Source organism: Mucilaginibacter sp. (assembly GCF_041663085.1).
Lineage (GTDB): Bacteria > Bacteroidota > Bacteroidia > Sphingobacteriales > Sphingobacteriaceae > Mucilaginibacter.
Genome location: NZ_JBAZRC010000003.1, coordinates 27,163 through 52,345, shown reverse-complemented (window position 1 = coordinate 52,345; position 25,183 = coordinate 27,163). Strand labels below are relative to the sequence as shown.

22 protein-coding genes and 1 riboswitch are annotated in these 25,183 nt (G+C 43.2%); of the genes, 10 read left to right on the top strand and 12 right to left on the bottom strand.

Annotated elements, in window-relative coordinates; translation table 11 throughout:
• Positions 1-110: 110 nt before the first annotated feature.
• The 3 genes from WC615_RS02035 to mqnE form a co-directional block, all read right to left on the bottom strand.
• Positions 111-854: a menaquinone biosynthetic enzyme MqnA/MqnD family protein gene (locus tag WC615_RS02035; RefSeq protein ID WP_372976482.1), complete on the bottom strand. Its 744-nt coding sequence runs from the start codon at positions 852-854 to the stop codon at positions 111-113.
• A gap of 11 nt (positions 855-865) precedes the next feature.
• On the bottom strand, positions 866-1,486 hold the full coding sequence (locus tag WC615_RS02030; RefSeq protein WP_372976481.1) for a histidine phosphatase family protein: 621 nt from the start codon (positions 1,484-1,486) through the stop codon (positions 866-868).
• 74 nt (positions 1,487-1,560) lie between these two features.
• Positions 1,561-2,754, bottom strand: a complete 1,194-nt coding sequence (gene mqnE, locus WC615_RS02025; protein ID WP_372976480.1) for an aminofutalosine synthase MqnE — start codon at positions 2,752-2,754, stop codon at positions 1,561-1,563.
• 196 nt (positions 2,755-2,950) lie between these two features.
• Between mqnE and WC615_RS02020 the strand changes: the two genes are divergently transcribed.
• Positions 2,951-4,066, top strand: coding sequence for a PLP-dependent aspartate aminotransferase family protein (locus WC615_RS02020; protein WP_372976479.1), 1,116 nt, complete (start codon positions 2,951-2,953; stop codon positions 4,064-4,066).
• A 145-nt stretch (positions 4,067-4,211) separates the two neighbouring features.
• Positions 4,212-4,323, top strand: a riboswitch (SAM riboswitch).
• Positions 4,324-4,344: 21 nt separating this feature from the next.
• Here the strand turns inward: WC615_RS02020 and WC615_RS02015 are convergent.
• The gene (locus tag WC615_RS02015) at positions 4,345-4,530 is read right to left on the bottom strand and encodes a hypothetical protein (protein WP_372976478.1); all 186 of its coding nucleotides are present in this window, start codon (positions 4,528-4,530) and stop codon (positions 4,345-4,347) included.
• A gap of 29 nt (positions 4,531-4,559) precedes the next feature.
• Here WC615_RS02015 and WC615_RS02010 point away from each other — a divergent pair, with 29 nt between their 5' ends.
• The 4 genes from WC615_RS02010 (at position 4,560) to WC615_RS01995 (ending at position 9,586) form a co-directional block, all read left to right on the top strand.
• On the top strand, positions 4,560-5,870 hold the full coding sequence (locus tag WC615_RS02010; RefSeq protein WP_372976477.1) for an O-acetylhomoserine aminocarboxypropyltransferase/cysteine synthase family protein: 1,311 nt from the start codon (positions 4,560-4,562) through the stop codon (positions 5,868-5,870).
• Positions 5,871-5,953: 83 nt separating this feature from the next.
• Positions 5,954-7,009 carry a homoserine O-acetyltransferase gene (gene metX / locus WC615_RS02005; RefSeq protein ID WP_372976476.1) on the top strand — a complete coding sequence of 352 codons (1,056 nt, stop codon included), beginning with the start codon at positions 5,954-5,956 and terminating at the stop codon, positions 7,007-7,009.
• A complete protein-coding gene (locus tag WC615_RS02000) occupies positions 7,009-8,241 on the top strand; it encodes a homoserine dehydrogenase (protein WP_372976475.1) in 1,233 nt (410 codons plus the stop codon). Before metX ends, WC615_RS02000 begins: the two co-directional genes overlap by 1 nt.
• A 133-nt stretch (positions 8,242-8,374) precedes the next feature.
• Positions 8,375-9,586, top strand: coding sequence for a glycosyltransferase family 87 protein (locus tag WC615_RS01995; protein ID WP_372976474.1), 1,212 nt, complete (start codon positions 8,375-8,377; stop codon positions 9,584-9,586).
• Between the two features lie 82 nt (positions 9,587-9,668).
• Here the strand turns inward: WC615_RS01995 and WC615_RS01990 are convergent, their stop codons facing one another.
• Genes WC615_RS01990 through WC615_RS01980 form a run of 3 tightly spaced genes read right to left on the bottom strand, consistent with a single transcriptional unit; the run spans position 9,669 to position 15,176 of the window.
• Positions 9,669-11,177: a dihydrolipoamide acetyltransferase family protein gene (locus tag WC615_RS01990; RefSeq protein ID WP_372976473.1), complete on the bottom strand. Its 1,509-nt coding sequence runs from the start codon at positions 11,175-11,177 to the stop codon at positions 9,669-9,671.
• A 50-nt stretch (positions 11,178-11,227) separates the two neighbouring features.
• Positions 11,228-12,469, bottom strand: coding sequence for a competence/damage-inducible protein A (locus tag WC615_RS01985; protein WP_372976472.1), 1,242 nt, complete (start codon positions 12,467-12,469; stop codon positions 11,228-11,230).
• A 1-nt stretch (position 12,470) separates the two neighbouring features.
• Positions 12,471-15,176, bottom strand: a complete 2,706-nt coding sequence (locus tag WC615_RS01980; RefSeq protein WP_372976471.1) for a putative LPS assembly protein LptD — start codon at positions 15,174-15,176, stop codon at positions 12,471-12,473.
• A gap of 94 nt (positions 15,177-15,270) precedes the next feature.
• Between WC615_RS01980 and WC615_RS01975 the strand changes: the two genes are divergently transcribed.
• Together WC615_RS01975 and WC615_RS01970 are read left to right on the top strand one after the other, a co-directional pair.
• On the top strand, positions 15,271-16,191 hold the full coding sequence (locus WC615_RS01975) for an N-acetylmuramoyl-L-alanine amidase (RefSeq protein WP_372976470.1): 921 nt from the start codon (positions 15,271-15,273) through the stop codon (positions 16,189-16,191).
• 32 nt (positions 16,192-16,223) lie between these two features.
• Positions 16,224-17,168 carry an MlaD family protein gene (locus tag WC615_RS01970; protein ID WP_372976469.1) on the top strand — a complete coding sequence of 315 codons (945 nt, stop codon included), beginning with the start codon at positions 16,224-16,226 and terminating at the stop codon, positions 17,166-17,168.
• A gap of 66 nt (positions 17,169-17,234) precedes the next feature.
• Here the strand turns inward: WC615_RS01970 and WC615_RS01965 are convergent, their stop codons facing one another.
• From WC615_RS01965 to WC615_RS01950, 4 genes are all read right to left on the bottom strand, one after another.
• Positions 17,235-18,152, bottom strand: coding sequence for a ribonuclease Z (locus WC615_RS01965; protein WP_372976468.1), 918 nt, complete (start codon positions 18,150-18,152; stop codon positions 17,235-17,237).
• An 18-nt stretch (positions 18,153-18,170) separates the two neighbouring features.
• Positions 18,171-18,548, bottom strand: a complete 378-nt coding sequence (locus WC615_RS01960) for an STAS domain-containing protein (protein WP_067063300.1) — start codon at positions 18,546-18,548, stop codon at positions 18,171-18,173.
• A gap of 52 nt (positions 18,549-18,600) precedes the next feature.
• Positions 18,601-19,545 (bottom strand): phosphoribosylaminoimidazolesuccinocarboxamide synthase, encoded by a 945-nt coding sequence (locus WC615_RS01955; RefSeq protein ID WP_372976467.1) that lies wholly within the window; start codon positions 19,543-19,545, stop codon positions 18,601-18,603.
• Between the two features lie 82 nt (positions 19,546-19,627).
• Positions 19,628-20,587: a PhoH family protein gene (locus tag WC615_RS01950; protein WP_372976466.1), complete on the bottom strand. Its 960-nt coding sequence runs from the start codon at positions 20,585-20,587 to the stop codon at positions 19,628-19,630.
• A 102-nt stretch (positions 20,588-20,689) separates the two neighbouring features.
• Here WC615_RS01950 and WC615_RS01945 point away from each other — a divergent pair, with 102 nt between their 5' ends.
• The 3 genes from WC615_RS01945 to WC615_RS01935 are packed head-to-tail and all read left to right on the top strand — an operon-like array spanning position 20,690 to position 23,885.
• The gene (locus WC615_RS01945) at positions 20,690-21,466 is read left to right on the top strand and encodes an S-adenosyl-l-methionine hydroxide adenosyltransferase family protein (RefSeq protein WP_372976465.1); all 777 of its coding nucleotides are present in this window, start codon (positions 20,690-20,692) and stop codon (positions 21,464-21,466) included.
• A 12-nt stretch (positions 21,467-21,478) separates the two neighbouring features.
• Entirely contained in the window at positions 21,479-22,018 is a 540-nt protein-coding gene (locus WC615_RS01940; RefSeq protein ID WP_372976464.1) for a hypothetical protein, read from the top strand.
• Between the two features lie 31 nt (positions 22,019-22,049).
• A complete protein-coding gene (locus WC615_RS01935) occupies positions 22,050-23,885 on the top strand; it encodes an ABC transporter ATP-binding protein (RefSeq protein WP_372976463.1) in 1,836 nt (611 codons plus the stop codon).
• Between the two features lie 70 nt (positions 23,886-23,955).
• Here WC615_RS01935 and WC615_RS01930 read toward each other — a convergent pair whose 3' ends face one another.
• Positions 23,956-25,050 (bottom strand): MBL fold metallo-hydrolase, encoded by a 1,095-nt coding sequence (locus WC615_RS01930; protein WP_372976462.1) that lies wholly within the window; start codon positions 25,048-25,050, stop codon positions 23,956-23,958.
• Between the last annotated feature and the right edge of the window lie 133 nt (positions 25,051-25,183).

The following is a 25,183-nucleotide window of genomic DNA, read 5'->3' as shown; positions in this document are numbered from 1 at the left end:
GGCTGGTAGTTCTTATCCGGCTGGCGTAAATACTATATTATTCTTATCAGGCATATGTTTGTTTTTAGCAACAATTATATATTGCCTAATTAAGGCTTTCAAATAATATTCTACAACGCTTTTATATAATCCAAAAACAAATACAGCGCTTTCTTCTTATCCTCCGTCAAATCAAAATCAAGCTTGTGCATCAGGTAATCTTCCAGATCAAAATCGGCGCGTCGGGGCAGTTCTTTTAATAACTCGTGCCTGTGAGCAAGACCATGCCTAAGGGCCTGGTCAAATTCCTTTATAAAATCATCAGGGATGGGTTTGTTGGCTATCCACGCGGCGAAAACAAACGGCAGGCCTGTAAACTTTTGCCATTCGCCGGCAAGGTCATATACATATTTATACTCTTCGGTTTTACCAAAGGTGCGGTCGCCAATTTGTACAAAAGCGGTTAGAGGATCGGTAGATTCAGCATAATCGGGCGCATTCACAATTTGCTCAGGCTGCACCTTCCAATAGTTCTTTAGTAACACCTTCGCCAGGTTGTTTGAGCTGCGCGATTCAGGGTCGAGCTGTATTTTGGTGACTTGCTCTATAGGGCAGTTGCTAAATATAAAAACCGAGTTTACCGGCCCTACAGCGCCAATGCAATAAGCCGATACAATTTCCCACTGTGGCATATTTAAAGTAGCCGCTACAGGTATTAAACCAATATCAACCTTATCATCTATCAGTTTTTGGGCACAATCCGACGGCATATCCAGGCTCAGGTCTATCCTGTCTTTAATAGCCGAGTGTTGTAATCCGTATAAAAAGGGTTTGGTGTTAGTATAACTAACGGCGGATATTCTTATCTTATTCACGTACGTTCTCTCTATGAGTTTTTTAAATGGAGGGCATTGTTGGCTTCAACAATTGTAAACTTTTTGCCATCATAAGTTACCTTATAAAGCACAAGGTTTTGATGCGGAAAGGTATCCATCTGCGTAAGCGGCAGCCCCGTGAGTACACACATTAGCAGGCGCAGGGCGCGGCCATGCATACATACCAGTACATTCTTCTCCTCAGGGTGTGCCATAATAGTTTCAAGGGCCTGCAATTGCCTTTCCTTTACTTCGTTGGGGCTTTCGCCGCCTTCAAATTTCGTATCAAGATTGCCATCAAGCCAGTTGCGCATCAAATCTAAAAAAGCGGCTTTGTTTTCGGGTGTGGCGGGCTGCCCCTCGTATACTCCCCATGCAAGCTCGTCCAACCCTGGCAATTTTTGGTATGGAATACCCATATCAATAAACTGCTGGATGCTTTGTTGGGTACGCTTTAATTCGGATATGTAGACCTTATCAAAAGGTACCGTTTTATAAGCTTCATAAAACAGGCCTGCCTGGCGGCGACCTTCATCATTCAGGTCGGTATCTTTACCGCGGCCCTGTACAATGCCTTGTTTGTTAAGGTCGGTTTGGCCGTGGCGTACTATATATAATGTCTTTTCTATCATATTTATTAGGGCGAAAAGCTGAAAGCACAAAGCCTAAAGCTTTGCCCGGTGGCTTTGTACTTTCAGCTTTTCGCTTAATTAATAACCGGCAGTTTATAAAAACGCGGTTTCTCTTCTTCGGCAAACTGGTAATCGTTGTAATCTGTCACTACATTATAAAGCGTATCGCGCTCTATTGGGTAGCGGCCTGCATTTTTTATCAGGTTTACCAGTTCTTTGGTGCTCATGGCCGGTGTTTGTTCTTCGGCACCTGCCATCGAATAAATTTTGGTGGTATCATCAAGCGTGCCGTCAATGTCATCAACCCCAAAGTTTAGAGATAGCTGTGCGGTAGTGCGGCTTATCATGGCCCAGTAGGCTTTTATATGGTCAAAGTTGTCCAGGTAAATGCGCGCTATGGCGTAATTACGCAGATCCTCAACCACGGTAGATTCGGGCACGTTGCTCATCTGGTTATCCTGGTTGCGGAATTTTAGCGGGATAAAGGTTTGGAAGCCCCCTGTCCTATCCTGCAACTGGCGTAGTTGTTCCATATGATCAACCCGGTGATGAAATTTTTCGATATGGCCGTAAAGCATGGTAGCGTTTGATCGCATGCCCAGTTTATGCCATTCCTCATGGATGGCCAGCCACTGGTCGCCGGTACATTTATCTTTAGCTATCAGCTCGCGCACTTCAGGGTGGAAGATCTCTGCCCCGCCGCCCGGTATCGATTCCAGACCCGAGTCTTTCATCAACTTCATACCGGTAGCGTAATCTATCTTTGCTTTTTTAAAGATGTAGTGATATTCTACAGGTGTTAAGGCCTTTACGTGCAGATCGGGCCTGTGCGCTTTTATCTTGCTGAATAGTTCGCTATAAAAAGCAACATCGTACTGCGGTAAAACACCACCTACTATGTGTACCTCGGTAACGGGCTGGTCATCGTATTTTTTTACGATATCCAGCATTTCTTCCATGGTGTACTCCCACCCATCGGCACGCTGTTTTAACAACCGCGAGTAGGAACAAAACTTACAATCGTACACACAAAGGTTTGTTGGCTCGATGTGAAAATTGCGGTTAAAGTAGGTCTTGTCGCCGTGTTTTTTCTCGCGTATATAGTTGGCAAGTACTCCCAGGTAGCCTAATTCTGCTTTTTCGTAAAGCAAAACGCCTTCATCAAAAGTGATGCGCTGGTTATGGAGTACCTTCTCAGCAATGTCTTTTAGTTCCGGTAAAAGCTGAGGGTTGTTCAGCAATACCAGCAAATTATCTGATACTTCCATTTAGAAAAATATTTGAGCAAATGTAGCAATTTGCATTAGTTTTAAAACGTAAGTATCAACTTAACGCGTGTTTAAACACACAAGTATGACAATGATGTTACAGTAGAGTAAGCAATAGATGATTGCCGCACACTTTTACAAATACAGCAGCAAATCACAAATATTCTTAGTTAATTTGGCGCCATAGTTTAACCACATGAAAATAGAAACCATTGCCATCCACGCCGGTAACCATACCGATGCTACTTCAAAAGCAGTTGTACAACCCATTGTTATGGCCACTACATTTGAACGCGATGCGGATGGCGGTTTTGCATCAGGATATCAGTACAGCAGGTCGGCCAACCCTAACCGCACCTCGTTAGAGAATGTGCTTGCCCGGTTAGAAAATGGTGTTGAAGCCGCGGCTTTTTCATCAGGTAATGCGGCGGGCATGTCGGTTTTTCAATCACTGGAGCCCGGCACCCATATTATAGCGCCTGATGATATGTACCATGGCCTGCGCAACCAGTTAAAGGCGCTTTTTGCAGGTATACTGGAGTTTGACTTTATTGATGTGAACGATAGTGAGGTTTTAAAAACTCACATCAAACCAAACACTCGTGTTATATGGATTGAGACCCCATCAAACCCGCTTTTAAAAATTACCGATATAAAAAAGGTGGTAGCCATTGCCCACCAGCATAATATTAAAGTAGTGTGCGATAACACCTTTGCCACCCCGGTTTGTCAACAGCCACTGGCCCTGGGTGCCGATTTGGTGATGCATTCATCAACAAAATACTTTGGCGGCCACAGCGACCTGATGGGCGGCGCATTAATTACAGCCGAAAAAAACGACTGGTGGGAGAAGATCCGCAATGTACAAACCATGGGCGGCGCAGTGCCTTCTCCTATGGATTGCTATTATCTTGTCCGCAGTATAAAAACCCTGCCTTACCGTGTAAAGGGCCACGTGCATAATGCACTGTTGCTGGCTGCTTTTTTAGAAAAGCACCCGGCGGTTGAAAGCGTGATGTACCCCGGCCTGTCATCGCATCCGCAATATGATATTGTTAAAGCGCAGATGAGCCATCCCGGTGCCATGATGTCGTTCACCCTGAAAGGCGGTGAGGATGAGGCCAAAAGAGTAATAAATGCGCTTAATGTATTTACACAAGCCACCAGCCTGGGTGGTGTAGAAAGTCTGATAGAACACCGTGCCAGTGTTGAAGGGCCCGATACCAAAACACCGTTTAACCTGTTAAGGGTATCAGTTGGGTTAGAACATATTGATGATCTGATAGCAGATCTGGAGCAGGCGATGGCGTAGTAATTACAGTTAAGCAAAAGCAGTTTTACAGCGAAATGATAATTAATTAAAAATTTAATTTGGATTGTAAATATCGTTTACCCTATATTTGGAACATTATTTGGTAGCAATACCACAACGATCAATTTTCCCTCACACGGATTTTGATTTATAAAGAAGCGGCGAGAGATCAGGCTCGAAGAACCGCTGGCAACCCTCCAAGGTGGAGAAGGTGCCAATTCCTGTCCCGGAGAATAGTTAACCGGGGGATATAAATTAATAGTCATGAAAAGTCTGATTTATTTAGCCCAACAAAACACATCGCAAACCCAAACGGGTTCATCTTCTGTATACAACCTTTCTGCAGGCTGTATTTGTATGTGTTGCTGCTGCTGTTGATTGCAGTACACGTTCCCTTTTTCTGTTTCCTGAAAAATACGTGATGCCCCGCTTAGGATAGCTTTATCCTGTCGTAATTGTAACATTTTATAAATACCCCTTAAATCTACAGAACATGTCTAATTTAAAATTCGAAACACTGCAACTGCATGCCGGTCAGGAAGTTGACGCTACAGGCGCACGTGCAGTGCCATTATATCAAACCACTTCATACGTATTTAACAGTGCCGAACATGGTGCAAACCTGTTTGCTTTAAAGGAATTCGGCAACATATATACACGTTTAATGAACCCCACCACCGATGTTTTTGAAAAGCGCATTGCTGCCCTTGAAGGTGGCATAGCGGCTTTGGCAACAGCATCGGGCCAAGCGGCGCAATTTATAGCGCTTAACAATATTTTACAGGCCGGCGATAACTTTGTGACCTCCCCTTTCCTGTACGGTGGTACTTACAACCAGTTTAAGGTTGCATTTAAACGCCTGGGTATTGAAGTACGCTTCGCTGAGGATGATACTGCCGAAAATATCGAAAAACACATCGACCATAAAACCAAAGCCATTTATACCGAAACCATTGGTAACCCAGGTTTTAGCATACCCGATTTTGAAAAGCTGGCTGCATTAGCCAACAAACACGACCTGCCACTGATAGTAGATAATACCTTTGCCGCAGGCGGATACCTGTTTCGCCCGTTACAACATGGCGCCCACGTGGTGGTAGAATCGACCACCAAATGGATAAACGGCCACGGTACAAGTATTGGCGGTGCTATTATAGATGGTGGTACTTATAACTGGGGTAACGGCAAATTCCCGCAATTTACCGAGCCAAGCGAAGGTTACCACGGGTTAATATTTAATGATGTATTTGGCATAAACGGCCCTTTTGGAAACATCAATTTTATCATTCGTGCCCGCGTTGAAGGGCTTAGGGATTTTGGCCCGTCGCAGTCACCATTCAATTCATGGTTAAATATACAGGGGTTGGAAACCCTATCCCTGCGTGTACAGCGCCATGTGGACAATGCGCTTGAACTGGCCAAATGGCTGGAGCAGCACCCGCAGGTAGAATCTGTTAACTACCCGGGGCTGGAATCGTCGCATTACCATACCCTTGCCAAAAAGTATTTAAAAAATGGTTTTGGCGCGGTATTATCCTTTGTACTTAAAGGTGGTAAGGAAAATGCCAACAAAGTAATTGATAACCTTAAACTGGTTAGCCATTTAGCAAACGTTGGCGATGCCAAAACATTGATCATACAACCGTCGGCAACAACACACCAGCAATTGTCAGACCTTGAGCAGATCTCGGCAGGGGTTTTACCCGGCCAGTTGCGTGTAGCTGTTGGTATTGAACATATTGATGATATAAAAGCTGATTTTGAGCAGGCATTTGCCAAAATACACGCATTGGAATTAGCATAAGAATTTAGTTTTTTTTAGTTTTTTAAGTGATGTTATCAGGGGGCAGCCTAAGTAACTGCCCCCGAAATAACGAAGAGTAACAAATGAGCACACAAAGTTTTACCCATACCGGAACGTTTGAACTGGAATCCGGCCAAAAGATACAAGGACTTGAGATCGGCTTTAATACCTATGGAAGCCTCAATAAAAACCGGGATAATGTAGTGTGGGTATGCCATGCCCTCACTGCAAATTCCGATGTTTTTGACTGGTGGAAAGGCCTTTTCGGCCCCGAATACCATTTTAACCCCGATGAGCATTTTATTGTATGCGCCAATGTTTTGGGGTCGCCGTATGGTTCGCTTAGTCCGCTAAGCACCAACCCGGCAACCGGGCAGCCATATTACCTGGCTTTCCCCGAATTTACCATCAGGGATATTGTAAAGGCACACACTTTACTGGCAGACCATTTAGGTATCGATCAGATAGAGATATTATTAGGTGGATCGTTAGGCGGCCAGCAAGCCATTGAGTGGAGCATTATTGAGCCCGAGCGTATCAAAAACCTTATCCTGATAGCTACCAATGCCAATCATTCGCCATGGGGCATCGCCTTTAACGAATCACAGCGCCTGGCTATCACTGCCGACCGTACCTTTTACGCCGGCTCGCCGGATGGTGGCAGCAAAGGTTTAAAAGTAGCGCGCAGCATTGCGCTTCTATCGTACCGCAGCTATAAAACCTACAGCATTACCCAGCAGGAGGATCAGGATAATGTTACTGATAACTTCAAGGCGGCAACCTACCAAAACTACCAGGGGCAAAAACTGGTGAACAGGTTTAACGCTTACAGCTACTGGTACCTTTCAAAGGCGATGGATTCGCACAATGTAGGCCGTGGCAGGCATGGGGTTGATAAAGCCTTAAGCCTTATCAAAGCACGTACGCTGGTTATTGGTATAAAATCAGACGTGTTGTTCCCTATAGAGGAGCAGCAATACCTCTTTAGGCATATCCCTAAATCGGCTTTTGCAGAACTGGATTCGTTTTACGGGCACGATGGCTTTTTAATTGAAACAGAAGACTTAACAAATATTATCACATCGTTTTTTAAAACCGATGTAAAAGGAAAAATTATAGAATTGCAAAAAATAGCTTAATGAGTAAGAAACTGAACATTGGCCTCTTTGGATTTGGAGTTGTAGGCCAGGGATTGTACGATATTATCAAAACAAAAGACCTGAACATCGAGATCGTAAAGATCGCCATCAAAAATCCTGAAAAGGAAAGATCGTTACCAAAAGGACTTTTCACTACTGATAGGAACGAGATACTGAACAACCCGGAAATAAACACCGTGGTTGAACTGATAAATGATACTGAAGCTGCTTTCGAGATCGTATCGCGTGCGCTAAGTACCGGTAAAAATGTGGTATCGGCCAGTAAGAAAATGATTGCCACCTACCTGGAGGAATTGATCGAACTGCAACATAAACATGGCACTTCACTATTGTATGAAGGTGCGGTTTGCGGCAGTATCCCCATCATCCGTAACCTGGAGGAGTATTATGATAACGAATTGCTGCATTCTATCAGCGGTATTTTCAATGGCTCATCAAATTACATCCTGTCTAAAGGCTATTTAGAAAACCTTGATTACGATAGCGCCCTTAAACAAGCGCAGGATCTTGGCTTCGCGGAAACCGACCCAACTATGGATGTGGGTGGGTATGATGCTAAATTTAAGCTTATTATAGCGGCGGCACATGCCTATGGTGTGGTTATCGATCCAAAAGAAGTGCTGAACATTGGCATCCAGAACCTTTCGCCAAACGATCTGCAATACGCACGAGAGAAAAAATTAAAGATAAAACTGGTACCCGTAGCCAAAGAACTTGATGACAGGCATGTTACCCTGTTTGTATTGCCCAAATTTGTGAACGAAACTGAGTTTTTATACAATGTGGAGTACGAATATAACGGCGTTACGGTACAGGCCGCCTTTGCCGACCAGCAATTCTTTTTTGGTAAAGGAGCCGGTGGCCACGCTACCGGGTCGGCGGTGTTATCAGATATCGCAGCTTTGCGGTACGATTACCAGTACGAATATAAAAAGGCAAAAGGCGTAAACAACCTGCAGTTCACAAATAATGTAGAGGTAAATATTTACCTGCGTTATGATGATGAAGCATTGGTAGACGCACTGGAGTTTGAACACATCCAGGAGCGTTTTTACTCGGGCAGTTACAAATTTGTTATCGGTAAAATAAACCTGCAAAAACTGATAGATAACCAGCAAGCTATAGCAGATGGCAAAGCTTTTGTTGCATTTGCCGACCAGCTAACGGGCGTTAGTTTAGCTGCTGCCAAACATGAAGCAGCCACGGTATAATAACGATAAGTAAGATTAAATAATTGAAAAGAGCCTGCCTGTATAATGGCGGGCTCTTTTTGGTTTATTCCCCCGCGTGTTGTTTATATATTAAGTATGTTCTGTACTTTTATGGCCAACTTATATTTTAACTATGCAAAAACTTAAACGCATCCTTTTCAACAGGCCATTTATTCTTACACTTTGGTTTGGCCTTAGTTTATTTGCGGTTGCGAAAGATATCATTACTCATTTTGCTAATAAGGAAACTTCGCATAATAATTATATTATATATAAGCACAATTTTCTAAACCTTATACATCAGCAAAGCCTGTTTGGCCCCGAGCCGCAGTATTATTTTGACCTGAACCACTACGGCCCCGTATTCGGGTTAATAATTGCGCCATTTGCCCTGCTTCCAAATCAAATTGGTGTAGTGCTTTGGGTTATGTTTTTGGCCTATATTTTATTCTACTCCATTATTAAACTGCCGCTAAATGATTTTCAAAAAACCATTATTTTATTGCTTAATGTAAATAGCATGATGGGATCATCCGGCAATGTGCAGGTAAACCCTTTAATTGTTGCGCTGGTAATATTCAGTTTCATTTTCATCAAAAACAAACAGGATTTTTGGGCGGCGCTGATGATCATAATAGGTACGGCAATTAAGCTATATGGCATTGTTGGGCTTGCTTTCTTTTTCTTTTCAGATAATAAGATAAAACTTGTTTTAAGCCTTATATTTTGGTCGGCAGTGTTGTTTGTATTACCTATGCTTGTTTCATCACCGGCGTATATACTTAAAACTTATCATGACTGGTACCCCGACCTGTTAGCCAAAAATGCCAATAACCTATTCTCTATCAGGGGTAATGTCAGCGTAATGGGTATGATCAGTAAGGTATTTTTGATTAAAAACCTATCAAATATGCTGGTTTTAGCACCCGGATTGTTATTGTTTGGCGTATCTGTATTTCGCATAAAATATTGGAGGAATACGCAATATCAGTTGTTATTGCTGGCCTCAACCTTACTTTTCACCATATTGTTCAGTACAGGTTCCGAACCACCAACCTATATCATTGCGTTTATTGGCGTTAGTATATGGTACGTGAATTTAAAACGGCCAATTACAGGGTACGAACGCTTCCTGCTTATATTCGCTTTGGTGTTAACCAACTTCTCCCCTTCAGATCTTTTCCCAAGGTATTTAAGGGATAAATATGTTATACCGTATGCTTTAATAGCACTTCCCTGCCTGTTGATATGGCTCAAAATAATTTATGAAATGCTTACACGCGATTTTGGAGCAGAAACAGCCGATGACCGGTTACAAGCCGAGGTTGCAATAGCAGCAAAATAGATATAAAAACAAAAGGCTTCCGTTTAGGGAAACCTTTGTTTTTGTAGAACTCACAAATTAAATTAACTATATATTCCTGTAACTATAAACTCCTTTTAGTGTCCCAGTTTTCCAGGTAATGGGCTACCCTGCTTACAAATTGCCCGCCCAATGCACCATCAACTACACGATGGTCATAAGATAACGAAAGAAACATCATATGCCTTATGGCTATAGCATCGCCTTTTGGTGTTTCTATAACAGCAGGTTTCTTTTTAATTGCGCCAACGGCTAAAATGGCTACCTGTGGCTGGTTAATAATTGGCGTGCCCATTACATTGCCAAACGAGCCAACGTTAGTGATGGTGAATGTACCATCCCTTACATCATCAGGCTGAAGTTTGTTATTGCGGGCACGGTTAGCCAGGTCATTAACCGCTTTGGTAATACCTAACAGGCTTAACTGATCGGCTTTTTTAATTACCGGTACAATAAGGTTACCACTTGGTAAAGCGGTTGCCATGCTAATATTGATATCCTTTTTCTTGATGATCTGCGTTCCGTTTACCGAAATATTTATCATCGGGAAATCTTTTATTGCTTTTACAACTGCCTCTATAAATATCGGAGTGAAGGTTATTTTCTCGCCTTCGCGTTTTTCAAATGAGTTTTTAATACGCTCGCGCCAATTCACCAGTTCAGTAACATCTGCTTCAACAAAGGAAGTTACGTGTGGTGATGTGTGCTTGCTGTAAACCATATGCTCGGCTATCAGTTTACGCATGCGGTCCATCTCAATGATCTCGTTACCACCAGATACTGATGTAGCAGCTGGCTGCGGGGCACCTTGGGGTTGCGATGGTTGCTGAGGTGCAGTAAATGTTTCTGACGGCACCGGTTGAGTTTGTTGTGCCTGTTGTGCAACTGGCTGGGGCGCCACATAAGCCGGCTCGGCTACTGGTGCTGCAACAGGCTGTATTGTTTGCCCCTGCTGCGGTGCGGCGTAACTTTGTGATGCATTACCAGCCTTAGGGCCACGTTTTTGGATATACTCCAACAGATCGTCTTTTGTTAAACGGCCTTCGGCACCCGTTCCTGGTATTTGGTCAAGCTCGCTGTTGCCGATACCTTCCTGGTTAGCTATATTTTTTACTAACGGGGAGTAAAAACGGTTTTCGTAAGTAACACCATCAATAGGTGCACTTTGCCTCTGCTCTACCTGATCGATGCCTGGTATATCTGCAACAACAGGTTGCTGAGAAGTAGGTTGTGCTACAAATTGCGGGGTTTGCTCTGCGACGGGTTGCGGTGCAGGCCCGGGGGTCGTTTCTGGTGCCGGTGCGGTTTGTGGCGTATCATCAGCTCCTGCTTCGTCTGTTTCGATAACAGCAATTACAGAACCTACCTGCACTACTTCATCTTCTTTACAAAGCTGTTCGATTAACTTTCCTGACACCGGCGATGGAACTTCTGAATCGACCTTATCGGTCGCAATTTCCATAACTGCCTCATCTGCTTCTATATAATCTCCCGGTTTTTTATTCCATTTAATTATTGTTGCTTCTGCAACACTCTCACCCATTTTTGGCAGTAATAATTGGTATTTGGCCATACGCAAAACTATAGTTCGTTGGTCAAAATTATACAATTATAATGTCACAATTAACTTTCTTTTAGTAAAGTAATCAACATAAAAAAGGCAGCTACTGCGCTCCTTTCAATGTTTTGTATCCGTTTATTACCAAATGTGAATTTCTTTGCCACTGTTTTATTTGCATTTGCCACCGCAATCCATACGGTACCTACAGGTTTATCTTCGGTACCGCCCCCGGGGCCTGCAATTCCGGTTATGGCCACTGCGTAATCCGATTTAAATTGCCGCAATGCCCCCTCAACCATCTCTGTAACTGTCTCCTGACTAACGGCGCCAAATTGGTACAGGGTTTCGTTCTTTACACCTAAAACGCTCTCTTTTAAATCGTAAGAATAAGTAACAGCCCCACCAAAAAACACCTGCGATGAACCCTCATGCTGGGTGATCAGATGCGATACATAACCACCGGTACAACTCTCGGCAACAGATAAAGTAAGGCCTTTACCGGCCATAAAATTTAATATCACCTTTTCCAGCGGGATATCTTCCTGTGCAACTACATTATGGCCAACACGCTCAACAATCCTTGCGGTAAATTGCTCTAACTTCTCCCGTAACCCGGTTTCACTATCGCCATAGGCGCTTAACCTTAAACGCACCTGCCCCATTTTTGGCAGGTAGGCCAGTTTTATATTTTCTGGCAGGTCATTTTCTATATCTGCAATTTTCTCGGCCAGGAAAGATTCACCTTCTCCAACGGTTAATATTGTTTTGTGGAGAATAACCGGCAGCTTTAGGGTTGTTTTTAATTTGGGTATAACCGTATCTTCCATCATGTACATCATCTCGAACGGTACGCCGGGCATAGATACATAGATCTTTCCATCTACATTAAACCACATACCGGGGGCGGTACCATTATTATTCTGGATGATCTCGCAATTTTCGGGTACTTCGGCTTGTTTGTGGTTCACTTCAAGCAGGGGCCGGTTATACTTTTTAAATATGTTTTCAACATTTTTTAAAGCATCGTTATTTAAAACAAGGCCAACATTAAAGTAATCGGCAAGGGTTAATTTGGTAATGTCGTCTTTTGTAGGGCCAAGGCCGCCGGTTATTAAAATAATATCAGCACGGCCTGCGGCTTCTGCAAGCGCTTTAAGGATATGCTCCCTATTGTCTGACACAGACGAGACTTGCTTTACCCTGATACCTTCTGCGTTCAGTTTCCGGGCCATCCATGCAGAATTTGTATCAACAATTTGCCCAATCAATATTTCGTCGCCAATTGTTATGATCTCTGCAAGCATATTAGTAAAAGTTTTGGTTGTTGGTATAATCGCTTCGTTTGCTCAGTTTAAGGTCCTGCAAAATAGAGGCCTTAACCTTCAGTGTAACGTTGTATGATTTATAGAACCCGAAAGGCAGCCATTGTACTGAAAGGTCCCAGCAATGCAGATCCCGGTATATGGCAAATGATGTAGCACTACTTAGCTGCCTCGCCTTTATATCGTAAGTTGTGTTATACTGTATTTTCCATTTCTGGGTAAGGCTTACATCACCGCTGAGCATCACGGTGTTACTTGATGAAGTATTAGTAACATTGTTACTATAGTTAAAACTGTAGTTGATGGATACGTTCCAGGGGATATTAAAATCTATATAAGCTCCCGGGTCGCTATTTATCATAGCAAGCCTTTGCGCCTGGTTTGGATCCATTGTTTGCAGGGTACTACCCACAGGCACAACGGCTTTAGGCCTAAAGGTTGCCGGGTTTAAAGCACCGCTCATAGAGAAGTTAAAGTTAGACAGCATCGGGAATTTACCATCCTGCCAGCTAAAGCGATTAATACGCCTTATATAGTTGGTTAATTGCCCATTGCTGATGGAATCGCGTACGGTAGTAACATACGGATCAAACGAGCCGCTAAAGTTAATGTTCACCTTTTGGTTAAGTATAGCCGTATGCCCTGAAAAATTGATATTCGAGAGTTTTAATGAATCGGCAGCGAAATTGTAAAAACCCGAAAAGGTTAAGCCCTGTAAAATGGGGATCTTCCTGTCAGTACCTGATGTGTCTGTACTTTTGGCTTTAACTTTCGCCTCAATCGTGTTATCAAGCGAAAAACCTATACCCGCTTGCTTACCTGCGGATGGGCCGCCATACACTGATTGCTCATAAATTGAATAGCGTTGCGCATAATATGGATATGGTACGGTTGCATTACTAACGGCAGTACGGTAATACCCATAGCTTGGGTCGCCAAAATCGGGGCGATAGTTAAAGCTGATTGAAGGCGTAGATATATGCCTGATAGCTTTTATATTACCCTTTTTAAACGGTATTGTACCATATAGTTTAGTTGAGAAACCTGCGTTAAAGCTATACTCGGCCGAACGCGAAAAACCACCTACGGTATCGGTTACAGGCAATACCTGGCCTGCTACACTCCCCCTGTCAAACCTACGTCGAATGGTTTGAAAATACCAGCGTTCGGTATAGCTTACCCCTGTGTTGAATTGAAAGTATTTTAATATGGTAGCATTAAATGCCACCGGTATTTGATGCTGGAAACCATTTTGCAGGCGCTTGGTGAGTGTGTTTGCTTTAAACAGTTCAGACTCTGGTACAGCATTTAACTTGTTTGTACCAACCAAACTATAACCTACTGTAATACGCTGATACCACTTTTGTTCGCCTACACGGTCTTTGGAGTCAAACGGACTTAATGTAGCCATGTTAAAACTGAATGTTGGGAGTTCCAACGTAACTGTTTTTTGGGTAAGGTCCTGGCTGTGGCCTAAACTCACGTTAAGGTTAAAGGGTGAATTTGCCCACGTTTTACCATAGTTGATACTTGACCTTAAGTTGTTCTGCGTAAGCGATTGCAGGTTGTAATTATTTTGCCCCGGGCTGTTACGGTAAAAGCTTGAAGTACCTGCATTTACCGATGCGCTAAAAGTAGTACCCGGGTTTGCATTCGGGTCTTGTGAGTGTGTCCACGCAATGTTGAAATCTTTTTGTGCCGGGTCGCCTGCCAGGCCGTAGTTATGCGATCCATAGCTTAACGTTAAACTACCACCATATTTATACCGCTTTAAATAACGCGCGTTTGTATTTATCTCGAACGAGCCTTTTGAGAACAGCGTGGCCATTGTTGTAAGGTCAATATTATCATTAAGGCCAATGTAATAACCAAAGTTACGCAGGTAAAAACCCAGCCTGGCATCTTCACCAAATGTAGGGAGAATAACGCCTGATGAGCGCGAATCGGGTTTTGGGAAAAAACCGAAGGGAATAGCTAACGGCAATGGCACCCCGGCAATCTCTAAATACGCAGGGCCCGATATGATACGGTTTTTTTGACCGATACCTTTTGTAATTACAATACCAAAATGCGTTTCGGGAAAAGGCAGATCGCAGGTACTAAAAATTACGTTGCGATAAGCAACCTCGGTTTCGTTAAGCCGTTTTGCCTGGCCGCCCGATATAAAGTTACCCTCTTGCTCTGACGCAGGGTTCCAGATCTTACCTTTTTTGGTTTTGTAATCAAACAGTAACGAATCTGATGCTACCGGTTTCTCCTGCCCCGATTTTGATAATGGCCGCCCTATATACCGCCGCGTTTTAGGGTCAATAGCACCACGGGCAAATATCAGGTGCCTTTTTTCATCAACACGAATATATTCGGCATCAAGCTCAAAATCCTCATAAGTAACACGCGCTTTGCCATACAGATACTTCATTTTGTTCTCGTTATCAACAAATGATGAGTCCTCGGCAGTGGCTTTAACTATTGATTTTAACCCACCTGCACTTGGCGTAGTATCTTTTTTGGCGGTAATAGAATTTTGGGGAGCTGTAAAATTACGGCCGCCCCCCTTCCCTTTTGCAGGCGTAGCCGGCTTGGGGTTACGAAGCAGTTTCCTATCTCTGACAGAATCAAGTTTTATAATAGTATCTTTAACAGTTATATAATGGTGGCCGCTATTTGCATAGGTTACCATCTTAACCATTAATATAAGTGCAAGTAGAAAAAAAGGCCTAACTAATTTCAAAATTGATTATGAATAGTATTTTTGCAGGTACAGTTAACAGCGTTCAAAGCTAATGAAAAATAAAATATTGAACAGGTTGAATAGAACGATTTGTGGCTTTGCCGCGATATTAATTTGCTTCTCATTGTTTTCGTTCACTTCAAAAGATATAGTAAAAAAAGATACTGTTGTAAATAATAGTTACAAACTTAAAACTATAGTTATTGACGCCGGCCACGGTGCTAAACCAGATAATGCGCCCCCCGGCCATTATTCCCGGGGTGCCGACGGCTCTTTTTCTTCCGAAAGGAATGTAACGCTTGCCCTCGCATTAAAATTGCAGAAGGCTGTTGAAAAAGATATTAACGGCGTAAAAGCAGTATTAACGCGCTCAACCCCCGATGATGTATCGTTTGAAAGACGTGCACAAATTGCCAACGAAAACAAGGGGGATCTGTTTATTTCACTGCATTGCAATTCGCTATCAGACAGGGTTATACGCGAGCGTGTTGGCACAAAGCGCGGCAAGGCGGTATACAGATCAGTGCGTGTACCAGATCGCTCGGGCAAAGGCGCCCTGATGCTTGTTTATGGTTTGCACCGGTCTCGCGAAGAACAGAACGCTATTAAAAATAATCAGGTTGATGAATCGGGCCTTGATGGTGACGCTTTAGACCCCGATGACCCGGTGGTTGCCATACTTACCGCCGCCTATGTGCGTAAATTTCGTAAACAAAGTATAAAAATTGCAAACTTAATTAACGATGAGATTGTTGGGACAGACGGAAGGCGTAGCGAAGGGCTAAGGGAACAGGGTATTTATGTGCTTTGCCATAGCGCTATGCCATCGGTACTTGTTGAAACAGGCTATATTAATAACCCCGATGATGAGCAATATTTAAACTCCGAAGAGGGACAAACAGAGATAGTTAATTCTATAGTACGCGCCATTAATCAATATAAAACCCAGATGGAACAAGTCACGGCAAACTAAATTTTAAATTATAAACACTACCTATACCATATATGAAAATATCTAACGAAACAAAAATTGGGGCACTTACAGCGGTGGCCATAACGGTACTTATATTAGGATACAGCTTTTTACGCGGGAACGATGTTTTCTCGTCATCAAACAAATTTTACGCTATCTATCGCAGTGTTGAGGGTTTAACCATATCAAAACCTGTTTTGGTAAATGGTTTCCAGATTGGCAGGGTATCAAAAATGCAATTACATGCTGATGGCCGTACCACAGTTGAATTTAAGGTTGATAAACAATACAACATACCTGATAACACGTTGGCCAAATTACAAAGCACCGATCTTTTAGGTAGTAAAGCCATTGTATTTGAACTGGGCAACAGCATGAAATATGCCGGCGACCAGGACACCCTGCGTGCAGATATACAGGGCAGCCTGGCCGAAAGCCTGCAGCCTATCCAGAAAAAAGCCGAAGTTTTGATAACTAAGGTAGATTCTGCCCTGGGTGCTATTAACAAAATCATGAACCCGCGGTTCCAGGCTAATGTTGATAAAAGCTTTACCAGCATTGCCAACTCTTTGCAAACATTAGAAGGTACCACCAAAAAAATTGATGCTATTGTTGGTTCGCAAAGCGCACACATTAATGGTATTATGGCCAATGCGGATGAGGCATCTGCAAATCTTAAAAACAGTAGTGCGCATTTAACAGGCATCTCAAGCAATTTTGAAAGGTTTAGCACCGATCTGGCTAACTCAAATGTTAAAGGTACTTTAGATAACGCTAACAAAGCTATGGCCGATCTGCAATCTACTATCAACAAGATCAATAGCGGGCAGGGCTCGCTTGGTTTGCTAATGAACGATGATAAGATGTACAACAACTTAAACTCGGCATCGAGCAACCTTAACAACCTGTTCCTGGATATTAAGGCACACCCAAGCCGTTACGTACACTTCTCTGTATTCGGTAAAAAGGGAGATTGATTTTAGAATTTAGAAACAAGATATTGGAGATCAGTTGAAAAGCTGATCTCTTTTTTTTCAACCTCGTTATTCAGAAATTACAAACGTTTTTCCTTCTACAGCAAGTTCTGTATTCGGGAAAACGCTTTGTGCTTCTTCCAAAAGTTCGTTAAGGGTTTTGTACCTGGCCGAGAAATGGCCGATAACCAACTTTTCTGCATTCACCCTTACTGCTACCTCTCCTGCTTGTAAAGCGGTAGTATGGTGGGTTTGGTTAGCGCGATCAAGCATGTCATTTAAAAATGTGGCTTCGTGGTAAAGCAGCGTAACCGAGTTTATTTGCGCCAGGTATTTTTCAGTGTAAAGCGTGTCAGACACGTAGGCGTATGATTTTGGCTCGGCGGGTTCAATGGTAAGTGTGCTGTTCTGGTAAACAGTACCATCGGGCGCTGTATAATCATTACCTTTTTTTATGGCAGAATAATAGGCAACAGGTATTTCCAGTTGTTCTATTTTTTCCTTGATGAGCTTACGTAACCGTTTCTTTTGCCTGAACAAAAAGCCCGTACAAGGTATGCGGTGATCAAGCGGGATGGTCTCTACAAAAATATCCTGGTTCTCTAATATGATACCTTTTGCTGTAGCATCCGTAAATACCCATTCTAAAGGGTAATGCAGCGTGGTTTCAGAATATTTAAGTTGCAGGTCAACAATCTCTTTTAAGGGTGGCGGGCCAAATATCTTAAGTTCTTTTTTGCGCCCGTTAAGGTGCATGGATGATAGCAGCCCAACTAAACCAAGGTAATGGTCGCCGTGCAGGTGGCTAATAAAAATATAATCTATACGGCTGGCTTTAACATCAAACCGCAGCATTTGCTGCTGTGTACCCTCAGCGCAGTCAACCAAATAAAGCTTTTCGTTTATATTGAGTACCTGCGCTGTGGGGTTCCGGTTAAAAATGGGGGTTGCAGAACTGCTGCCCAGTATAGTTACTTCGAATTTCATACCGGGGTGAACAGCTTATTATCTAACTTCTTTCTTCAGTTCTTTTTCTATTTCTTCCATGAATATAAGGTCGATGCCTTCTTCGCAGGTAGGTACAATAGAAAGTACATTATCTAACTGTGATATGGTTACCAAACGCGATACCGCATCATTTAAACCACACAGTATAAATGAGCCGGATGAGTTTTTACATAAGCGGTGCCCAACCAATAAACTGCTTAAGCCAGATGAATCTGCAAACTTCACTTGCGAAAGATCAAGGATGATGTTTCGCTGGCCTTCTGTGTTGATCAGGATCAGTTCTGATTTTAACTGAGGGGTAACCAGTGAATTTAGCTTTGATTCGTTAAGCTTAATAAGAATATATTTCTCGTGCTTGTCAACCGTAAATTTCATTTTGTTCTAATTAAAAAGCTAAGATAGAATTAATTTATCTTTAAATAAAAAATTACAAAGCGGCCAGCGCCTTATTTATAGCGCTTTCAACCCTATTTACCACATCGGTAGTTTCGGGCTTAATAAATTTTTCGCCTGTAATTTGCTCATACAGTTCAATATATCTGTCAGATATTGATTGTACGATCTCCTTTGTCATTTCGGGCACCTGCTGCCCATCCTTACCCTGGAAACCGTTCTCTATAAGCCATTTTCTAACAAACTCTTTTGATAGTTGTTTTTGCGCTTCGCCACTTTCCTGGCGCTCGGCGTATCCTTCTCTATAAAAGTACCTTGATGAATCGGGCGTATGGATCTCATCTATCAAATAAATGGTATCGCCAACCTTGCCAAATTCGTACTTGGTATCAACCAGTATAAGGCCTTGTTTAGCGGCAATTTCGGTACCGCGTTTAAATAACTGGCGGGTATAATTTTCCAGCTGCACATAATCGGCTTCGCTAACAATACCTTGTTTCAGTATTTCCTCGCGGGATATATCCTCATCATGCCCTACCGATGCTTTGGTGGTTGGGGTGATGATGGGCTCGGGCAGTATATCGTTCTCTTTTAAACTTTCGGCAAGGGTAACACCGCAAACCTGGCGTTTGCCTGATGCGTATTCGCGTGCGGCATGCCCTGCAAGATAACCGCGTATTACCATTTCTACCTTAAACGGCTCGCAGATGCGGCCTATAGTAACAGATGGATCGGGCACGGTAACAACCCAGTTAGGTACAATATCGGCAGTAGCCTTTAAAAATTTAGCCGCTATTTGGTTTAGCACCTGCCCCTTGTACGGGATAGGCTCGGGCAGTACCACATCAAATGCCGAGATACGGTCGGTAACCACCATGGCCAGGTATTTATTATCTATCGTATAAACATCCCTAACTTTACCCTTGTAATAGTTGGTTTGTCCCTTAAAATTAAAATGTGTTTCTTTTATTGCGTCCATGTGTTAAGTCTTAAGTCAGTAGTCTAAAGTCTAAAGTCGAAAAGCAGGTGGCTTATGACTAAAGACTTTAGACTACGTACTTCTATTGTATATCCCCGTAAGCTTCCAATATGCGTTTCACCAGTTTGTGGCGCACTACATCTTCACCGCTCAGGTAAACAATATCAATTCCTTTTATATCAGTTAATATACGCAGCGCGGTGTATAAACCCGACTGCTGTTTTTTTGGTAAATCGATCTGTGTAACATCGCCCGTAACAATAAACTTGGCCGATGGCCCCATACGTGTAAGGAACATCTTAAGCTGCATATCTGTAGCGTTTTGCGCCTCATCCAAAATCACAAAGCAGTTATCAAGCGTACGGCCGCGCATAAAAGCCAGCGGGGCAATCTCAATAGTACGGTTCTCCAGGTAAAGCTTTAGTTTTTCGGCCGGTATCATATCGTCAAGCGCGTCATATAACGGGCGCAGGTACGGGTCTATCTTTTCTTTCAGGTCGCCCGGTAAAAAGCCCAGGTTCTCCCCTGCCTCAACCGCCGGGCGGGTAAGGATAATGCGTTTGATCTCCTTATTTTTTAATGCCCTTACAGCCAGTGCAACCGCGGTATACGTTTTACCGGTACCCGCCGGGCCAATAGCAAACAGGATGTCGTTTTTGCTCAGGCTATCAACCATACGGTGCTGGTTTGGCGTACGCGCCCTAACCATAATGCCGTTGGGGCCAAAAACCAAAACTTCGCTGCTGGCAAACTTATCGGGCGCGGTTTCGCCTTCTTTTGGGGCAGTAACCCTGGCGCCAAGTATGCGTTCAACATCGTTTACATTAAGGCTTTCAAATTTTTCTACATGCTGCACCAGGTGATCAAATTTCTCCTGGAAGATGGCCAATTCGTTCTCATCCCCCAAAACCTTAACCTCGCTGCCGCGTGCAACTAATTTAAGCTTAGGATATTGCTTTTTAATGATCTCGAAATGATCGTTATTCGGTCCCCATAAAACGGCGGGGTCTATTTGCTCAATTGATAACTTTAGCTCGTTCAATAGGATTGATTTTTGTCAGTTTGCGAATTTTTATGAATTAAAAATTGAATATTTGCACCTTTAAATGCTTTACAAGATTAGCAATAAATATTTATAAAATTAATGGCAATTATAACTTTAACTACTGATCTGGGCGATAAAGATATTTATCAGGCTGCCCTTAAAGGTAGTATTTATAAATTGCTCCCAACAGTAAATATTGTTGATATTACTAACAATGTTGCGGCCTTTAATGTGCAGCAGGCAGCTTTTATTTTAAAGAATAGCTTTTACTATTTCCCGGACGGCACGGTACACCTTATAGGCATTGATACTGTGTACAATACGCAAACCCGTTACCTTGCCGTAAGGTATAAAAACCACTACTTTGTTGGGGCCGATAATGGCATATTCTCATTGATGTTTAACGATGAGCCGGATGAGATTGTGGAAATAAATATTATGCAGGACCTGAAGTTTTTGCACTTCCCGCTGGCAGATATTTTTGTAAAGGCCGCATGCCATTTGGCCAGCGGCGGCACCCTTGCTGAAATAGGGTTACCCATAACCAGCATTGAGAACAAAATGACCCTGCAACCCGTTATTGAAAAGAACCTGATAAAGGGTGCAGTGATCTATATAGACTCGTTCCAGAACGTGATAACCAACGTTACTAAAGAATTTTTTAACCGTGTGCAGCAAGGCCGCAGGTTTGTATTGTACTTTAAACGTAACGAAACCATTAACCAGCTTAGCTGGCATTATAATGAAGTACCCGAAGGCGAAAAACTTTGTCTTTTTGGTATAAGCGACCATTTGGAGATTGCCATAAACAAAGGCAACGCAAGCGGCCTGCTTGGCCTAAACCTTGGCGATAGTGTAATTATTGATTTTCAATAACCCCTTAAGGCTATGAAACGTTTATTTATTTTAACAGCATTGCTGCTTTTTGCTGCCTGTGTTTTTGCGCAGGTAAAAACAGATTCGGTTGCGTACAGCCGGCAGCGGGCAAAGATCAACGCTATGCTTGCTGCCCGAAAGATAAAATTTAGCCAGTACGATACCAGCCTCACCAAACGCAGCGGCATATTCCATATGCAAACCAAAGGCGATATCCGCAAATCAAACGATATACTGATGGATATTGTTGGTACCGACGACGAGATCTTCATCGAACTGAAAAAACTTTTTGATTACCAAACCAACCAGCTCAATTACACCAATTACCAAAAAAAGCAGGTAGAAAGTAACGCTAAAGAGGTTGAGAAAACCCGCATTGCTTTCATGACCACTATTAACCGGTTACGTGAACAAAACGAGGATTTAAAAGCAACCTTAGCCAAACAAAAAGCAGGTTACGAAAGCAGGCAAAAGCTTTATATAATAGTGATAGTTCTCACGTTTGCGTCAATTTTAGCATTAGCCTTCACAAAAAGAAAAAGAAAGGCGTAATTTTACGGCTTTGTACATATAAAAAATATTAATGGCACGAGGACGATTGAATAGTGGCAGCAAGTCGGAAGCAGAATTACCAAAGGCAAAATTAAACCTGGAGAGTTTAGGCCGCATATCAAAGCTTATCTCCTATTTAAAACCTTACAAAGGCAAATTTTTTGCAGGTATCATCTTCCTTTTTCTATCCAGCTTAACAGGCCTTGCATTCCCATCATTACTTGGAGCTTTGATAGATGCTGCGCAGGGTAAACAGAAATACACCTTTTTACCGCCAACTATTAACGCTATTGGTTTTTTAGCCTTCGGGATATTGTTTGTACAGGCATTTGTATCGTTTTTTAGGGTGGTTTGGTTTGTACAGGTGGCCGAGAAGGCACTGGCCGATATCCGCCGCGATACTTATTTTAAACTGGTTACCCTCCCCATGAACTTTTTTGCTAACCGCAGGGTTGGCGAACTAAATAGCCGTATCTCTGCCGATCTTTCGCAGATACAGGATACCATGACCACCACCTTTGCCGAAATGATAAGGCAACTGGTTTTGCTTGTGGGCGGTATTACATTCCTTACCATTGTATCGTTTAAACTTACCCTGGCTTTATTGCTGATGCTGCCGGTATTGATCGTTGTAGCAGTATTTTTCGGGAGGTTCATCCGCACACTGTCAAGACAGGCCCAGGATAAACTGGCCGAATCAAACACTATTATTGAAGAAACCCTGCAAGGCATAGCCAATGTTAAAGCCTTTGTAAACGAAGCTTTTGAAGCAGGCCGTTACAACAAAAACCTGCGCGAAGTGGTAAAAATTGCGGTTAAGGGCGCAGTATACCGTGGCTTGTTCGCATCGTTTATTGTTTTTTGCCTGTTTGGGGCCATTGTAGGCGTTATTTGGTATGGGTCGGTACTGGTACATCACCACGAACTTTCTGTTGGTAGCTTAACCACCTTTATCCTCTACTCTATTTTTGTAGGCGCAGCTATGGGCAGTTTCCCTGAGTTGTATGCCAATTTGCAAAAGGCCGTTGGTGCAAGCGAACGTGTTTTGGAAATACTGGACGAGAAAGGCGAAGATGTATCTATCAATGCTGAAGATAACCTTGTTAAACAAAAAATAAGCGGTAACCTGGCCTTCAATAATGTGGTATTTGCTTACCCATCCCGCTCGGAGCTTACCGTACTAAAAGATATTTCATTTACCGCCAATGCGGGCCAAAAGGTAGCTATTGTAGGGCCAAGCGGTTCGGGTAAATCAACCATGGCTGCGCTGATACTGCAATTTTACCATCCGCAAAGCGGCAGCATTTATTTTGACGGATTGGATGCAAGCGAATACGCATTAACCGATATCCGTAACCAGGTAGCTATTGTTCCGCAGGATGTATTGCTGTTTGGCGGTACTATTTTAGAGAACATTGCCTATGGTAAACTGGGATCAGACAAAGAAGAAATTATCGCGGCAGCCAAAAAAGCCAATGCCGATCAGTTTATCACCTCTTTCCCCGAAGGGTATGATACCATTGTTGGCGAACGTGGCGTAAAACTATCAGGCGGACAACGCCAGCGCATAGCCATTGCCCGTGCCTTGCTGAAAAATCCGGCTATCCTGATACTGGATGAGGCCACCTCATCGCTCGATTCGGAATCTGAACGTTTGGTACAGGAAGCTTTAGAGGTGTTGATGAAAGGCCGTACGTCTATCATCATCGCCCACCGCCTGTCAACCATCCGCGAGGCAGATAAGATCATCGTGCTGGAGAAAGGTAACATCATTGAAACCGGTAACCACCAGGAACTGATAGCAAACGAGCAGGGCCTATACAGGTATTTAAGTCAGCTGCAATTCGAGACCGCACAGGCTAACTAAATAGTTAAGCCAACATCCGGGCATTTCCCATAACACGGGTTATTCACCACCAGGGCGGCGGCTCAAATATTTATTTAAAATCCCACCAAACTACTTCCCTCGGCGGATCACCCAGGGTGTAAGGCTCCCCTATACGCGGTACGTTTACCTGTACACCCAGCTTTTCGGCAGCGGGCATCAGTTTTTCTATCGGTTCGTTCCAGGCATGGTCGGCTGCCTCAAACTTTGCCCAGTGGATAGGCTGCAGCAAACGGGCCTTCAGGTCAACACTTGCCTGGGCAGCTTGCCCAAACCACAGATGTGCCCATGGCCAGTTGGGGCTGTACTGTCCGCATTCCAGCAGCGCCAGGTCAAACGGGCCATATTGTTGGCCAATTTTTTTTAAGTATGTCCCATAACCACTATCGCCGCCGTAAAACAGCCGGTATTGGTCTGTTTGTATCACATAAGATGCCCAAAGCGTTTTACTTGTTTTAGCGTATGTACGGTTACTGCGGTGCTGTGCCGGCGTAGCCGTAACCCGGAGGCCACCGGGCAACGTAACAGATTGGTTCCAATTCAGTTCTATGATCTTTTTAGGATCAAACCCCCAATACACCAGATCCGAGCCCACCCCCATTGGCACTACCGCCATTTTAATATGATCTTTTAATTTCCTCAGGGTTCGATAATCCAGGTGATCGTAGTGGTCATGAGAAATGATCAACACATCTATTGGCGGCATATCTTTGGCGTGGTAATTCGTAGTTCCCTGAAATGCCGTAACAATTCCGGGTAAGGGCCCGGCGTGATTGCTAAAAATAGGGTCGATAAGTACATTACCCTGCCTGGTTTTAATAAGCAAAGACGAATGCCCAAACCAAACCACGGTTGGTGCAGGGGCCGTAAGTGTATTCAAATCCGTTTTAACCCATGGCAACCCAAGAGAAGGCCTGGTGATCTTTGAGCGGTTGTGTAATAACAAAAGAAATTTATTGCGTTTTACTGTCGAATCGGTACGTTCGGCAAGATTTTCAAAACCGCCATCTTTGTAATTAGGTAAAGTATCTAACCGGGCAAGTTCTTCACCCTCCGGGTTTTTACCTACCGACTTTACCACGCCACAGCCGGCTATGGCTATCAGCAACAGCGCAGCCATCCCAATTCCTAAATAATTCCTATTCATACCCTGTGTAAATAACGCTTAACGTTAAGAGATTATTTTCCCGGGGAATGATTTAGATAATAGATTACTGATGGCACCCAACTGGTTAAGTAACAGCCTCCGGGCAATCTTACTCCTGCTATTTATTCAGAAT